The 14067-nt window shown below is 43.5% G+C and carries 17 protein-coding genes; 11 read left to right on the forward strand and 6 right to left on the reverse strand.

Translation table 11 applies throughout. The features are described 5' to 3' along the window. The first annotated feature begins 59 nt into the window (after window positions 1-59). From scpA to CHA01nite_RS07585, 8 genes are all read left to right on the forward strand, one after another. Window positions 60-2177, forward strand: coding sequence for a methylmalonyl-CoA mutase (scpA, locus tag CHA01nite_RS07550; RefSeq protein WP_146940703.1), 2118 nt, complete (start codon window positions 60-62; stop codon window positions 2175-2177). A gap of 61 nt (window positions 2178-2238) precedes the next feature. Further along, window positions 2239-2739, forward strand: a complete 501-nt coding sequence (locus tag CHA01nite_RS07555) for a hypothetical protein (RefSeq protein WP_146940704.1) — start codon at window positions 2239-2241, stop codon at window positions 2737-2739. Window positions 2740-3463: 724 nt separating this feature from the next. Next, window positions 3464-4090, forward strand: a complete 627-nt coding sequence (locus CHA01nite_RS07560) for a hypothetical protein (RefSeq protein ID WP_146940705.1) — start codon at window positions 3464-3466, stop codon at window positions 4088-4090. 10 nt (window positions 4091-4100) lie between these two features. Next, a complete protein-coding gene (locus CHA01nite_RS07565; protein ID WP_146940706.1) occupies window positions 4101-5492 on the forward strand; it encodes an RtcB family protein in 1392 nt (463 codons plus the stop codon). 67 nt (window positions 5493-5559) lie between these two features. Further along, on the forward strand, window positions 5560-6105 hold the full coding sequence (locus tag CHA01nite_RS07570; protein ID WP_146940707.1) for a nucleotidyltransferase domain-containing protein: 546 nt from the start codon (window positions 5560-5562) through the stop codon (window positions 6103-6105). A 4-nt stretch (window positions 6106-6109) separates the two neighbouring features. After that, window positions 6110-6697, forward strand: coding sequence for a hypothetical protein (locus tag CHA01nite_RS07575; RefSeq protein ID WP_146940708.1), 588 nt, complete (start codon window positions 6110-6112; stop codon window positions 6695-6697). After that, window positions 6676-7374: a peptide chain release factor H gene (gene prfH / locus CHA01nite_RS07580; RefSeq protein ID WP_146940709.1), complete on the forward strand. Its 699-nt coding sequence runs from the start codon at window positions 6676-6678 to the stop codon at window positions 7372-7374. Before CHA01nite_RS07575 ends, prfH begins: the two co-directional genes overlap by 22 nt. Further along, window positions 7361-7870, forward strand: a complete 510-nt coding sequence (locus CHA01nite_RS07585) for a tetratricopeptide repeat protein (RefSeq protein WP_146940710.1) — start codon at window positions 7361-7363, stop codon at window positions 7868-7870. Before prfH ends, CHA01nite_RS07585 begins: the two co-directional genes overlap by 14 nt. 177 nt (window positions 7871-8047) lie before the next feature. Here CHA01nite_RS07585 and CHA01nite_RS07590 read toward each other — a convergent pair whose 3' ends face one another. Next, the gene (locus CHA01nite_RS07590) at window positions 8048-8338 is read right to left on the reverse strand and encodes a cytochrome C (RefSeq protein ID WP_146940711.1); all 291 of its coding nucleotides are present in this window, start codon (window positions 8336-8338) and stop codon (window positions 8048-8050) included. A 19-nt stretch (window positions 8339-8357) separates the two neighbouring features. Then, a complete protein-coding gene (locus CHA01nite_RS07595; protein WP_146940712.1) occupies window positions 8358-8648 on the reverse strand; it encodes a cytochrome C in 291 nt (96 codons plus the stop codon). A 324-nt stretch (window positions 8649-8972) separates the two neighbouring features. On the opposite strand from CHA01nite_RS07595, the gene meaB reads away from it, so the two are divergent. Beyond that, the gene (gene meaB / locus CHA01nite_RS07600) at window positions 8973-9956 is read left to right on the forward strand and encodes a methylmalonyl Co-A mutase-associated GTPase MeaB (RefSeq protein ID WP_146940713.1); all 984 of its coding nucleotides are present in this window, start codon (window positions 8973-8975) and stop codon (window positions 9954-9956) included. On the opposite strand, the gene CHA01nite_RS07605 is transcribed toward meaB, so the two are convergent. Continuing rightward, complete coding sequence (locus tag CHA01nite_RS07605; RefSeq protein WP_146940714.1) at window positions 9957-10514, reverse strand: DUF4251 domain-containing protein; 558 nt, start codon at window positions 10512-10514, stop codon at window positions 9957-9959. It abuts the gene before it with no gap. Window positions 10515-10626: 112 nt separating this feature from the next. On the opposite strand from CHA01nite_RS07605, the gene CHA01nite_RS07610 reads away from it, so the two are divergent. Further along, window positions 10627-11433 (forward strand): M48 family metallopeptidase, encoded by an 807-nt coding sequence (locus CHA01nite_RS07610; protein ID WP_146940715.1) that lies wholly within the window; start codon window positions 10627-10629, stop codon window positions 11431-11433. A gap of 84 nt (window positions 11434-11517) precedes the next feature. Beyond that, entirely contained in the window at window positions 11518-11844 is a 327-nt protein-coding gene (locus CHA01nite_RS07615) for a hypothetical protein (protein WP_146940716.1), read from the forward strand. 36 nt (window positions 11845-11880) lie between these two features. On the opposite strand, the gene CHA01nite_RS07620 is transcribed toward CHA01nite_RS07615, so the two are convergent. Genes CHA01nite_RS07620 through CHA01nite_RS07630 form a run of 3 tightly spaced genes read right to left on the reverse strand, consistent with a single transcriptional unit; the run spans window position 11881 to window position 14043 of the window. Then, the gene (locus CHA01nite_RS07620; protein WP_146940717.1) at window positions 11881-12492 is read right to left on the reverse strand and encodes an outer membrane beta-barrel protein; all 612 of its coding nucleotides are present in this window, start codon (window positions 12490-12492) and stop codon (window positions 11881-11883) included. Next, window positions 12476-13291, reverse strand: coding sequence for an ABC transporter ATP-binding protein (locus CHA01nite_RS07625; protein ID WP_146940718.1), 816 nt, complete (start codon window positions 13289-13291; stop codon window positions 12476-12478). The genes CHA01nite_RS07620 and CHA01nite_RS07625 overlap by 17 nt, the downstream gene beginning before the upstream one ends. Beyond that, window positions 13291-14043 (reverse strand): MlaE family ABC transporter permease, encoded by a 753-nt coding sequence (locus CHA01nite_RS07630; RefSeq protein WP_146940719.1) that lies wholly within the window; start codon window positions 14041-14043, stop codon window positions 13291-13293. The genes CHA01nite_RS07625 and CHA01nite_RS07630 overlap by 1 nt, the downstream gene beginning before the upstream one ends. Window positions 14044-14067 lie beyond the last annotated feature (24 nt).

The raw sequence follows: 14067 nt of genomic DNA on the forward strand, positions 1-14067 counted from the left end.
TCTACATAATTTATTCCCTAAAAAATGCTTAATTTTAGCCATCTAATAAATCCTAAAGTATGAGAAGGGAAGTTCAGAATAAAACTCCTCAATTTAAGATCACTGAAAAGGCCACGGAAGTTTATCCGTTTGAAAAAGACGGGCTGTCATTAAAATCCTCTTATAAGGCGGATGATATCAAAAACCGTGAGCTCACGCAGACTTCCCCGGGTATCGAGCCTTATCTTCGTGGACCTTACTCCACGATGTATGTGCAGAAGCCCTGGACCATCCGTCAGTATGCCGGTTTTTCAACGGCGGAGGAATCCAATGCTTTCTACAGGAGGAATCTGGCGGCAGGACAGAAAGGGCTTTCCGTAGCTTTCGACCTGGCTACCCACCGGGGATACGATTCCGACCACGCAAGGGTGGTAGGGGATGTCGGGAAAGCCGGTGTCGCCATCGATTCGGTGGAAGACATGAAAATTTTATTCAATGAAATTCCCCTGGACCAGATTTCGGTTTCCATGACGATGAACGGAGCGGTGCTGCCGATCCTTTCTTTTTATATCGTGGCAGCGGAAGAGCAGGGCGTGTCCCAGGAATTGCTGTCGGGAACCATCCAGAATGATATTTTAAAGGAATTTATGGTAAGAAATACCTACATCTATCCGCCGGCACCTTCCATGAAAATCATTGCGGATATTTTTGAATATACCGCGCAAAATATACCCAAGTTCAACTCCATCTCCATTTCAGGCTATCACATGCAGGAAGCCGGAGCAACACCGGTCCTGGAAATGGCCTACACCCTGGCAGACGGACTGGAATACGTAAGAACGGGAATAAAAGCAGGGATGAAAGTCGATGATTTCGCTCCGAGGCTCTCCTTTTTCTGGGCCATCGGCATGAACCATTTTATGGAAATTGCAAAAATGCGGGCCGCAAGGTATATCTGGGCCAGCCTGCTGAAACAGTTCAATCCGCAGAATCCGAAATCCCTGGCACTGCGAACCCACTCCCAGACTTCAGGATGGTCTCTGACGGAGCAGGAACCATTCAATAATATTACCAGGACGGCTATTGAAGCCTTGTCTTCCGCTTTGGGTGGAACCCAGTCCCTCCACACCAATGCATTGGATGAAGCGATCGCACTTCCTACGGATTATTCGGCGAAAATTGCCAGAAATACCCAGATCATCCTCCAGCAGGAAAGTGGGATCTGTGATGTGGTAGACCCGATGGGCGGGAGCAACCTAGTGGAAAGCCTGACCCAGCAGATGATTGAGGAAGCCATGAAATACATCGATGAGGTAGAGCAGGAGGGCGGAATGACCAAAGCCATCGAAGCCGGAATCCCGAAAATGAGAATTGAAGAGGCAGCAGCGAGGAAACAGGCTAAGATCGACAGTGGGGAAGAATTCATCATCGGAGTGAATTCATTCCGTTCGGAACTGAAGCAGGAACCGATTGAAATCCTGGACATCGATAACACTGAAGTCCGCAGAAAACAGATCGAAAGACTCAATACCATCAAGGCAGAAAGAAATGCTTCAGCCGTCGAAGAAATCCTGAATAAAATCAGGGAATCCGCCAAAACCGGACAGGGAAACCTGCTCGCTCTGTGTATTGAAGCCGCCCGCAGAAGGGTAACCCTTGGAGAAATGAGCGATGCCATGGAAGAGAGCTTCGGAAGATACAAAGCCAACATCAGAACCATTTCAGGAGTATATGCCATGAATGCAGGAAAGAACGAGTATTTTGAAAAAGCCCTCAACCTTACCCAGAAATTTGAGGAAGAAGAAGGCCGCCGGCCAAGAATCATGGTAGCCAAAATGGGACAGGACGGACACGACAGAGGTGCCAAAGTCGTAGCAACCGCATTTGCCGATATGGGATTTGATGTCGATGTGGCACCACTGTTCCAGACACCGGAGGAAGTAGCCAAACAGGCGGTGGAAAACGATATCCATATTTTAGGGGTTTCCTCTCTCGCAGCCGGTCATAAGACATTGGTTCCCCAGGTTGTCGGTGAACTGAAAAAGCTGGGTGCCGATGATATCACCATCGTTGTAGGCGGTGTTATTCCCCAGCAGGATTACGAATTCCTGTATGCCAACGGAGCCGATTTCATCTTCGGGCCGGGTACCAACCTTCCGAAATGTGCCGTGGATATTCTTGAAAGGTTTTTAGGATAAATTAAAACTGAAAAGAGATAAATTGCACAGCTTTTGTATAACCTAATGAAAAATTTTCATTATGGCTTATACAGTAGTTTCAGTATTTCCGGTAACAGCAGACACCGATGATATCAAAAGACAATTAAAGGAAAACGGCATTGACGAAGCGAATATTGTAGTTTCAAAGTCGAATGTAGACAGCGGCGCAACCGCAGACGACTATCGTGAAGACGAACAGACCAAAGGCTTTTTTGAATATACCTTTGCACATGATACGGAAATGATGGATGCCTACCGAAGACACAGTGTCGGACAACACAACGTTGTCGTATATGCCGATACAATCGAACAGGCGGCAACGGCAAATTCCGTTTTAAACAGAAACGGTGCATTGGAAGTATACAGAAAGCCGTCGGAAAATAAAACCGATGTTCCTGACGGAATGACCGAAGAAGAATACAACGGGATTATTGCAAAGGCTAAAAATAACCTTTACTTCCTGGGCTCCGAAAGGGTATACCATTCTAATGTGATCAGGGGAATGGATGATCCGATGGATGATCTTGGATCCAAAGACTAAATATCAGATCATAAAATACATACAAACAAACCGGCTGTTTCATTTGAAACAGCCGGTTTGTTTTGTTATAAAGAGTTTAAGCAAGCCTGAATGTCCCTGTGATAGTACAGGATAATCATATACCTTTAAAATTTTATATTGAATTTTTTTTGGCAGTTCCGGAAAAAGTTTTAATTTTGTGGCTCAAATCAGTTTTTAACCCTTTAAATAACGAAGCAAATGTTCAGTAAAGTACATATTTCTACAGCAGGATTGCCTTTTGCAAAGGCAGGGCTTCGTGGTTGGGTACATTCTTAGAATTACAGTATAATGAAATATAGCCACCCGGAGTCGTAAGATTCCGGGTTTTTTATTGCATAGTATTTCAAACCCATCACAGGTTTCCCCGGACTCTTTTTTAATCATACAGGAACTATTCATACAGTTTTTCAGGAGCTGTTTCCCGCTATCCGTTGCAATCTTTTTTTTCAAAAAAGGATTTCCACTGCTATCGGGGCTAATGATAACGTTCCGCAGAATCATCTTACGGGCTTCGCAGGCCGGTAAGGTTAAGAATATCAGGTGATATACTATTTTATATTACTATAAGAGCAGAACATTCATGGAAAAAGACAACCTTCTGTTTTTCAGACTGAGAAATCGGAGAAGCAGAAAAAGAATCATAAAAAAAGATGTAGAGAAACAGGTCAGGCAAAAATATAAACATCGGCGTAAGTTATGGGAAATGAAACGGAATACCCCGCTTGTTCCTTTGGAAAAACCTTATCAGAAGGGCTTTATCCGCTTTTTTGTGGTAAGGGATGACGTAAAAAGATCCAAAGACGGCAGGTTTTTCGAAGAACTTCTAAAGAAAATAAATACGGAAATGCGTTCCCCGACCCGGAAATTCCTTAAGAAAAAAAGGAAACGCGGAAAAAAAATTTATGTTCCCAGAGAACAGCGTGTTGCCAATGTCTATCCCCGGGAATGGAATAGCCCGAAGTCCGGGCTGACGAAAAGGGAAAAACAGTATTTCGCTATGAAAGACAATTACTGCCCGGTGAAGAAGTCATATAAAGTGTATTATGAATTTACAGAGCCATGGCGGTTTATATTGAGGGTAAGACCAGACATCATTACCCATTACAAACCGCTGCAATCGGATCTGGAAAAAGAAATCGATGGAACCGATTCTTTTTTAAAACGGCACAAAGTTCAGGGAATTATCCATAAAAACATTTACGGAAGACCTGATCCTTGGAAAAACAGGTATAAACGCGATCGCAGGAAAAGCCTGAAAGCCTTTCACTACAATATTTCTGCAACAGCGGTTGCAGACCGGTTGGAGGACACAGACCTCCTTAAAATTTAAAAATAAAACAATGGGAAATTTAAAACTAAAAGGAAAAGATATATTAAAACTGGGATATCCGAACAACCAGAGCGTCAACATCGCCCTGGAGGTCATGAAAAGGAATTTTGCGACCAAAAACATCCATCACGTAAAATCTCTTTTAAAGGAAATCCTCATCAGTCCGGAGCATTTTGAGAAAGACCTCACCTTCGGACAGATTGCAGAAGCGCTGCTTTCGTCCAAAAAAACGGAAAAAAGAATGCTCAATATCCAGCGGGCAGCATTTCAGGTTTTCGGAAACAATATTTCGGACGAAGCAAAAAACCAGCTGTATACCGCACTGAAGCTGCCGGTTTCCGTACAGGGTGCACTGATGCCCGACGCACACAGCGGCTACGGGCTTCCGATAGGCGGGGTGCTCGCAGTAGAAAATGCAGTCATCCCGTACGGCGTCGGAACGGATATCGGATGCCGGATGAGCCTCAGCATCCTAGACACCCCGGTCTCCTATCTGGATGGTGCCCGGGACAAATACGAAAAAGCACTGGCCGAGCATACCAAATTCGGGATGTACGAAACCCACAAATCCCACATCGACCATGAAATTTTCGAGCGGGATACTTTCAGTTTGATTCCGCTGTTGAGAAGACTGAAAGGTAAAGCCATCAGGCAGATGGGAAGTTCCGGCGGCGGAAACCATTTCGTCGAATTCGGCGAAGTGGAAATTACGGAAGAAGATCTGCAGATCGGGCTCCCGAAAGGCCGGTACCTGGGAATCCTTTCCCACAGCGGCTCGCGTGGCCTCGGTGCGGAGATCGCCCAGTATTATTCCAGAATGGCGGTTGATCAGTGCCCGCTGCCGAAAGAAGCGCAGCAGTTTGCCTGGCTGGACCTCAGCACCCATCTCGGGCTGGAGTACTGGACGGCAATGAATCTTGCCGGAGACTATGCCTCTGCCTGTCATGACGATATCCACCGCAGGCTGGTAAAGGCCGTGGGCGGAAGGGTAAAGGCCAGAATTGAAAACCATCACAATTTTGCATGGAAAGAAATCCACAACGGCAGGGAAGTGATCGTCCACCGGAAAGGAGCCACTCCTGCCAATGAAAATGAACTGGGAATGATTCCCGGATCCATGACTGCTAAAGGCTTTATCGTCCGCGGAAAAGGAAACCCGGACTCCCTGAAGTCGGCGTCGCATGGTGCCGGAAGGGCCCATTCCAGAGGGGAATGCCGGAGCCTGTTTACTCAGAATGACATCAAAAAAGAATTAAAACTCAAGAATGTTACGCTTATGGGCGGCAATGCGGAAGAAGCTCCGATGGCTTATAAAGACATCAACGAAGTGATGAATGCACAGAGCGAACTGGTGGATATCCTGGGAACCTTTCAGCCGAGAATGGTGAGGATGGACAGGTAATGCCTTCAAAACCTCATGGGATTTTTAAATCTATGAGGTTTGTTAACACAGAAATTAAAATTAAAAAATGGGAGCACCACATAATATAAAAAGATACGGTGAAGTCTGGCCGGAATTCAGAATCCGGGACGGACTCGACATTTTAGAAAAATTAAAACAGAAAGTCATTGTTTCGGGTGGCTGGGCATGGCATTTTATGTCTGAGACAGGGCATACCGAATACAAACACGCACATGATCACAAGGATATTGATGTGTTTGTGAAAAAAGAACATATAGCAGAAGTCGTAATGATCCTTCAGCAGGAAGGTTTCCTGAAAGTCTGGACCCGATACGATCATCTGCCGAGTGAGGAAAATTTCAGGAGATACGAAAAGACGATAGCTATGGAAAGCGGAAAATCCCACAGGATTACAATTGATTTCTTTGAGAAAAATGATCTGGAGACGGTAGAAGCCAATGGTTTTACTGTAGTAAAGCCCAAGGTCCTTCTTTCATTTTACAGGAATATCCATTCGAGTGATAAATGCTGGGCGGTCGTCGCTGCAAAAGCTCTGCTGGAAAAAGGAATTGATCCGGTCGGCCACCCGAAATTAAGTGAAATACCGAAATAAAAAAATGCAGAAAAAATATAAGCAACAGTATTTTTCCTATTATACGACGACCCTGGTTGTGTGTCCCCGGTGCGGAGAAGATGCTCTTGTAAAAAATGAAAATAATGGCAAAGATGCTTCCTTGGAATGCCGGCAGTGCAGTTTACTGAAAAGCGGAAGTGAACTGGTGGTTTATAAAGCTTTTATAAAGCTGAACTGTCCTGCATGTGCCCATCCGATCCGTTATGAGCAGGGAAATTTAAAAGAGAAACCTAAAAATATTACGGTGCGGTGTAACGAATGTGATTCGTCATTTCAGGTAAGGCCCAAAACAGAAAAATACACGGACTCTTATGCAAAAGAAACCGGGCTGATCCATGATCCGGTCTTCGGATGTCCGTATTATTTCCAGGAAGATTTCAAAGGAAAACTCTTCTGGGCCAGGAATATGGAGCATCTGCTGGAAATGGAAAATTATATTTCTTCCGGCCTGAGGACACGCCTTCCTTACAGAATGTATATGGTGGAAAGGCTGCCGACCTTCATTAAGGAAGCAAAAAACAGGGAAAACCTCTTAAAAATTTTACAGAAATGGAAAAACTCATCCAAATAACCGCAGGAAAAGGACCGCTGGAATGCCAGTGGGTCGTCGCCAAAGTGCTGAAAGTTTTCCTGGAAGAAATAAAAAACAACAACATCCCATACGAGATCATCCATCGTGAAAACGGGGATGAAAACCTTACCCTGAAATCCGTCACTCTTCTTTTGAAATCAAAAGAGCTGGAAGATTTTTTAGAGTCCTGGCTGGGAAGCATTTGCTGGAATGGTAAAAGTACCTTCCGGAAGCTGCATAAACGGAGCAACTGGTTTATCGGGATCTTTGAGCTGGAAGGCTTGGAGAAAGTCAGTTTTCAGGAAAAAGATATCCGGTTTCAGACGGTAAGAAGCCAGGGAAGCGGCGGACAGAATGTAAATAAAGTGAACACGGCAGTCCGCGCGATCTATATCCCGACCGGACAAAGTATTTTCGTACAGGATTCCCGCTCTCAGCTGGAAAACAAAAAGCTATCCGTGGAAAGGCTGAAAGCAAAAGTCCTGGAGCAGAATATCATTCAGCTGCAGAAAAGGATGCAGGAAACCTGGAATAACCATCTGAATGTACAACGCGGAAATCCTGTGAGAATATTCTCCGGGACCGATTTTAAAAAAAATTATCAGGAAAAGTCTTTCAGCAAGCAAAGGCGTCACCTGAAAAACGAACTTAAAAATTACAGAAATGACCTTAACTAAAAGTAAATATTATTTCGAAGCCCTGGACCATTATCCGTACAATCTGCCGGAATGTATGGAAGCTTTAAACTACGCACTCTCTTATGATCCTGAAGATGCCGATGCCCTCTGTCTGATGGGAAGAATCTACAGTGAGATGCTCAGCGATTACGAAAAAGCGAAACTTTATTTTGAAGAAGCCATGCAGTATGAGGTGACCAACGTCAATATCCCTCAGTATTATATTATCTGCCTGCTGAATAACGAAGATTGGCACGAAGCAGAAAGGCTGATCAGTTACGCGCTGGGAATTAAAGGAATTGACAAGGCAACGCTGTGGCTATACCGGTCGATGCTTTCCGAAAAAAGAGGAAGCCTGGTCAATGCACTGAAGTTCCTGAGGGAAGCAGAAAAATACTGTTTCACCGAGTGCAGTCTGAACAGCATCAAAGCCCGGAGGAAATTCATTAAATCCAAAATGCCTAAAAAGGCCAAAAAGAAGAAAGAGAAGGAATAAATTTCCTTTCAGACATTAAATTACGGAATCTCAAAGTAAATAAAACAGCTTGTGTGAAACGTGAATTATAAACTATAAATTATGAATTTGTGTTCCATGTTCATTTTTGCATTCCCGTTACCAGTTGACTTAAAATTTTCTTTGACGGGAACATAAAAAATAGGCTTTGAAGAAAGCCTATTTTTTATTTACAGAAATCAGATAATCATAAACCATCTGATGCTGTTCGTCGGTCAGTTTTGCTTTTGGTGCCATTCTGCTCAGGGTATTGATCCATCCCTGGTCATCATGCTTTGCAGGATCGGGCAGTTTGTGGCATCGGTTACAGGAATTTTCAAAAATGCTTTTTCCCTGGGCCAGATGTTCGGATGAGGTATATTTTGGCCCGGTTACGGCTACACTTTTCGGTCCGCAGGATACTACCGTCAATGCAGAAGCGGTGATCATTCCCAGAAACAATTTTTTCATAGCAATATTTTTAAGTGAATTATTTCTTCACAGACACGATATAATCGTATACCCACTGGTGCTGCTCATCGGTAAGCTTTGCTTTCGGTGCCATCCAGTTCATAATTCCTACCCATTGTACCGGCGTATGAGAAGTCGGATCCGGTAGTTTGTGACATCTTCCGCAGGAGTTTTCAAAGATACTCTTTCCCTGTGCAATCTGCGCTGCCGTAGATTTGGACGTTACCGGTGTGGTTGCCGTAGAAGCTTTCGGAGTACACGATGCCAGAAAAAGGGCAGTGAAGGAAGCTACAGCAATGATTTTTTTCATGTCTAAATAAATTTTGATTAAAACAAATGTAGCAAATTCCGTCTGCCATTGATAGGCACCGGCTTAATTTAGAAGAAATACAAATTACAAAGGATGGGAAAAGCGAATGCTGAATTTTGCTCTGCAGGTGAATTTACGGCTGTAAAAAATTAACCATTGACTCGAAGAAATAACCATTGACAAAAGGAGAACGATAAATTATTTAAAATTCCGGTTTTGATGGATAGCCTTTGATCGTGTATTCCAATGTCTTCAATACAAAAAATCAAAAACAGGACAAATTGGTTCTTGACGGTTCAAGCTTTAATCCTTATTTTTGAATCAATGAAATTTTCTACAGAAGAGCTGATCAAAGGAATACGGTCGGGCGACAAGCGCCTGATCGGAAAAGCCATTACCTTAGCAGAGAGTAAGAAAGCCGAACACCGTCAGCAGGCGGAGGAACTGCTGATGCAGATCATGCCCTACACCGGAAATTCCGTGAGGGTAGGGGTTACGGGGGTGCCGGGTGCCGGAAAATCAACTTTTATAGAGAATTTCGGACGGCTGGCCATCGCCAATGGAAAAAAAGTTGCTGTTCTGGCAATTGATCCGAGTTCAGCCATCAACAAAGGCAGTATCCTGGGCGACAAAACCCGGATGGAAGAGCTGGCAAAAGAGGAAAATGCTTTTATCCGGCCTTCCCCGAGTTCCGGTTTTTTAGGAGGAGTGGCCAATACCACTTTTGAAACCATGATGATCTGCGAAGCGGCCGGCTACGATTATATTTTAATCGAAACCGTAGGCGTTGGGCAGTCCGAAGTACTGGTTGCCGATATTACCGATGTCTTTTTATTTTTAAAGATTACCGGCGGCGGTGACGAGCTGCAGGGCATCAAGCGCGGCATCATGGAAATGGTAGATGTTATTTTCATCAATAAAGTGGAGGCTGAAAACCTGCAGAAAGCTAAAAATACCAGGCTGGAACTAAAACGGGCGCTTGATTTTATTCCTCCTAAAGAAAAAGACTGGAAAGTCCCGGTATTGCTGGGTTCGGCACTGAGCAATAACGGCCTTGAAGAGGTTTTTGAAAAGATCAGTGATTTCATCATCCTGAAAAAGAAAACGGGCCGGTTTGAGCAGGTTCGGATCCGCCAGGCTGAAAAACGGTTTGAATATTGGGTACAGGAATACATCCTTTCGATGATGAAGAAGAACAATTCTGTAGAGGAAGCTTATATGCAGCATAAAAAAAATGCTTCGGCCATGGTTTCCAATCCCAGTACCGAAGCAAAACTATTTGTTGAAAAATTTTTACCCAGAAATTGATTATTCAGGCTGAGGTTTCTCCTTAGTTTCTTCATTCTTGGTGATATACCCGTCGTACGAAATCGGCTGGCGGTCATTGCTTCTGATTGAGGTAAATGCTTTTCCGTTTTTGAAAACCTCAATGATGATTTCATCTACCGTACTCTGATCATTGACTTTAATTTTCACGATCGACTTCCCTTTTCTTCCTGCCGACTGGCTTACGATAAAATCTTTTGTCGTAAAACGGTAACCGGATTGGCTGGTATTTCCGTAGGTCGGGTTAAATACCCGTCCGAAATAAGGCAGGGCCACCTCCAGCTGATCCTTTCTGACATCAATGGAATAGTTGCTCCCCGAAAGGTCCAGAATTCTGGTAGAAGTTGTATTCGGGAGGGAATTCATGACATTGATTACATCATAGTTGGTAGGGGTTGCTCTTTGGGCGTGAAAAGAAAAATCCCCTGAACTGATAAGCGTGGCAACTGTCTGCGTATCTCCGGTTGCAGTCTGTGAAGAACAGCTTTGGAAAGACAGCAGAAAACCCAGGATCCATATAATTGAAATATACTTTTTCATCTTTTTGAAATAATTAATAAGTACTTCTATAATAGCAAAATGTATGCAAATATACCGATTGGAATTTGTTTTGGAATAAAAATTGTAAAGGTTGAACTAATACACTCGACATATGAAAATAAAACACATTTTTGGAATAGGAGCGATGGCTCTTTCAGTGGCAGCCTGTACTACGAACCCGATTACGGGGAGATCCTCATTACAGCTGGCCAATAATTCAGAGATTGCGACCATGGCAGCGCAGGAATACCGGTCGACCCTAGGAAAATCTAAGGTAATTACCGGAACAGCTGATGCCAAAAGGGTGGTGAATGTAGGATCAAGAATAAAATCTGCCGCAGAAAAATATTATCAGCAAATCGGCCGTTCTGCAGATTTGGCCAATTACAAGTGGGAATTTAATCTGATCCAGAGCCAGGAACTGAATGCATGGTGTATGCCTGGCGGAAAAGTAGCCGTATATACCGGAATCTTGCCGGTAACAAAAAACGACAGCGGGCTGGCAGTAGTGCTCGGACATGAAGTTTCCCATGCACTGGCAGGTCACGGGAATGAAAGGATTTCCCAGGCCATGGTTGCACAATATGGAGGCCAGATCCTTGGAGGATCAATTTCCAATTCGCAATGGGCAACTGTCTTCCAGCAGGTATATCCGATCGGTTCTCAGGTTGCTTTGTTGAAATACGGAAGAAACCAGGAATCTGAAGCGGATGAGATGGGCTTGTACCTGATGTCGATGGCAGGATATGATCCCAGGGAAGCTATTCCTTTCTGGAGCCGGATGGAAGGGGCATCCAAAGGAGCCAGACAGCCGGAATTCCTTTCTACACACCCGAACCCGCAGACCCGGATTGCGGATATCAACAAAGATTTACCGAAAGCTCTGGAGTATTACAGAGCAGCAGGTGGAAAAATATAAAAATATTAATTCAGAATAAAACAGAAGCCTTATTGAATTTTATTAAATTTGATAAGGCTTTTTAATACCAAAACCAAAAACACTATGAAAAATTTAACCATTATCGGGCTTGTACTCCTTGCCGTTTCCATTTTGCTGTTTTATCTTACAGCCAATAATTTTACCGTTAATGATCTTGGAATGCCTCATATCATGGGAATCCTGGGAGGAATCGGAATCGGTCTTATTATCGGTGGAATGGTGGGCTATGTAAGCAAAGGAAGTGCTATCAAAGCTGAGCAGAGAAGAAAAGAATATCTGCAGCTGCAGAAAGAAAAAGAAGAACTCGAAAAACAGGCTGCTGAAATTGCCAGACGCGAATCCGAGCTTCGGCAACAGAAAACATATACAAATCAAAATCCTCAGATCTGATGATCTGAGGATTTTGATAAATTTCTTTTCTCCTTATTAAAATTTGTACCCAACTCCGACCATAAAGAGGTTTGGTCTGTTGTCATACCGGATTTCCGTACCGGAAACCCTGTTGATAAAGTTTCTGGAATCCTTGCTGAAAGCACCTTCATATCTGGCATTCACAAGAAATTTTTTCACTTCAAGCTGGGCTCCGAACTGGTAGCCTACCGTGAAATTATTGCTTGCATTTTCCTGGAAATCGTTAAAGGTATCTTCTTTTGCAAGGTTGTAACTTGCCACCGGACCTACATATACCCCTAAAAGATCACCCAGTACTTTATGTCCTACCAGAACAGGCAGGTCGATTCGGCTGCTTTTAACATCAAACGTTGTATTCTCCGTAGTGAATTCATTCTTAAAATTGGTGTAGTACAATTCCGGCATCAGGAAAAATGAGGCGGGAAGATTGGCTTTCAGGGACAGACCTACGTTAAAACCTACATTGTTTTTTCCTTCGCCCTGAATGGCCTGGTTTACCGTCCCTTTGATGTTTTGCCATGAAGGCGATCCTGTAGGAAAAATCAGGTTTACTTTACCTGCCAGGGAAACCTGGGCTGAAGCAAAGACAGAAAATCCTATTAATGCTATACTAATTGCCTTTTTCATTATCGTCTATTTTTGTGATTGTATTATCAATAGTCTTATTATTCTCAAGCAGATATTCTCTGAGTTCTTTAAACAGTTCCGAAGAATAAACGAAATCGATCAGGTTTTTATTGCCTGCCGTAATCAGTACATCCTTGTTTCCTTCCCATTCTTTCAGTCCTAATCTCAGGTAAACGATTTTCTGGCCGATCGTCATTACCGAATTCATATCGTGGGTATTGATAATGGTGGTCGTGTTGTATTCCTGGGTAATTTCAAGCAGGAGATCGTCGATGATGTTTGAAGTGTACGGATCAAGCCCGGAGTTGGGTTCATCACAGAAAAGGTATTTCGGATTGTTGACAATGGCTCTTGCAATCGCCACCCGCTTCTGCATCCCTCCGGAAATTTCGGATGGGAATTTCCTGTTGGCCTTGTCAAGATGTACTCTTCCGATAACATCAAATACCCTCTTTTTCTTTTCCCTGAACGTCAGGTTGGTGAACATGTCCAGTGGAAACATAATGTTTTCTTCTACGGTCAAGGAGTCGAACAGGGCGCTTCCCTGGAATACCGTTCCTATTTCAGACCGGAGGTGCTGCTTCTCGTCACGGGTCATGACATTGATGTCTTTACCGTCAAACAGGATTTCTCCTGATGTCGGCTGGTAGACATTCAGTAAACTTTTCAGGAAAACCGTTTTTCCGGATCCGCTCTGCCCGATGATCAAATTTACTTTTCCTTTATCGAAAGTGGTAGAAATCCCTTTCAGTACCTCTACATTATCAAAACTCTTTTTTAGATCTTTTACCTCAATCATCAGCTTAAAATTAATTGGGTTAATAACAATTCCGAAAGGATGATGAAGACCATCGTCCATACTACTGCCTGGGTACTGGCCCTACCTACTTCCAGGGAGCCTCCTTTTACGTTATATCCGAAATAAGAAGGAACCGTTGCAATAACAAAGGCGAAAACGATGGTTTTGGTAAATGCATAATAAACAAAAAGGTTCGGCATGTACATCTGGATTCCGGTAATATATTCGTTAGTAGTCCAGTTTCCGGTCAGTATCCCCGCAATATAACCGCCTCCGATACCGAATACGATACTGATGGCAATCAGTAAAGGGTTAAAAATAACACAGGCTAGAATTTTTGGCAATATCAGGAAATTAGGTGAGTTGACCCCCATAATGTCAAGAGCGTCAATCTGCTCGGAAACCCTCATGGTACCGATGCTGGACGCAATATATGATCCTACTTTTCCTGCCAAAATAAGACTGATGATAGTTGGAGAGAACTCTAGTACCAGAACAGCCTTCGTTGCATAACCCACAAATGAAGGTGGAATCGGAAATGATGACGAATCGAAGTTATTAAACATCTGGATGGCCACTACCGCTCCTACGAATATAGAAGTAAAGATCACCAACCCGAACGAGTTGACTCCCAGATCATTGATTTCTCTCATAAACAGCTTCCAGAAGACCCTCATTTTCTGAGGTTTCTGGATGGATTTTCCCAGAAGAATAATGTATTCTCCAATCGCTGTAAAAAACTTTTTTAACATTCTGCTAAATTAGACTTTTTTTAT

The sequence above is a fragment of the Chryseobacterium hagamense genome (assembly GCF_007991455.1).
GTDB classification, from domain to species: domain Bacteria; phylum Bacteroidota; class Bacteroidia; order Flavobacteriales; family Weeksellaceae; genus Chryseobacterium; species Chryseobacterium hagamense.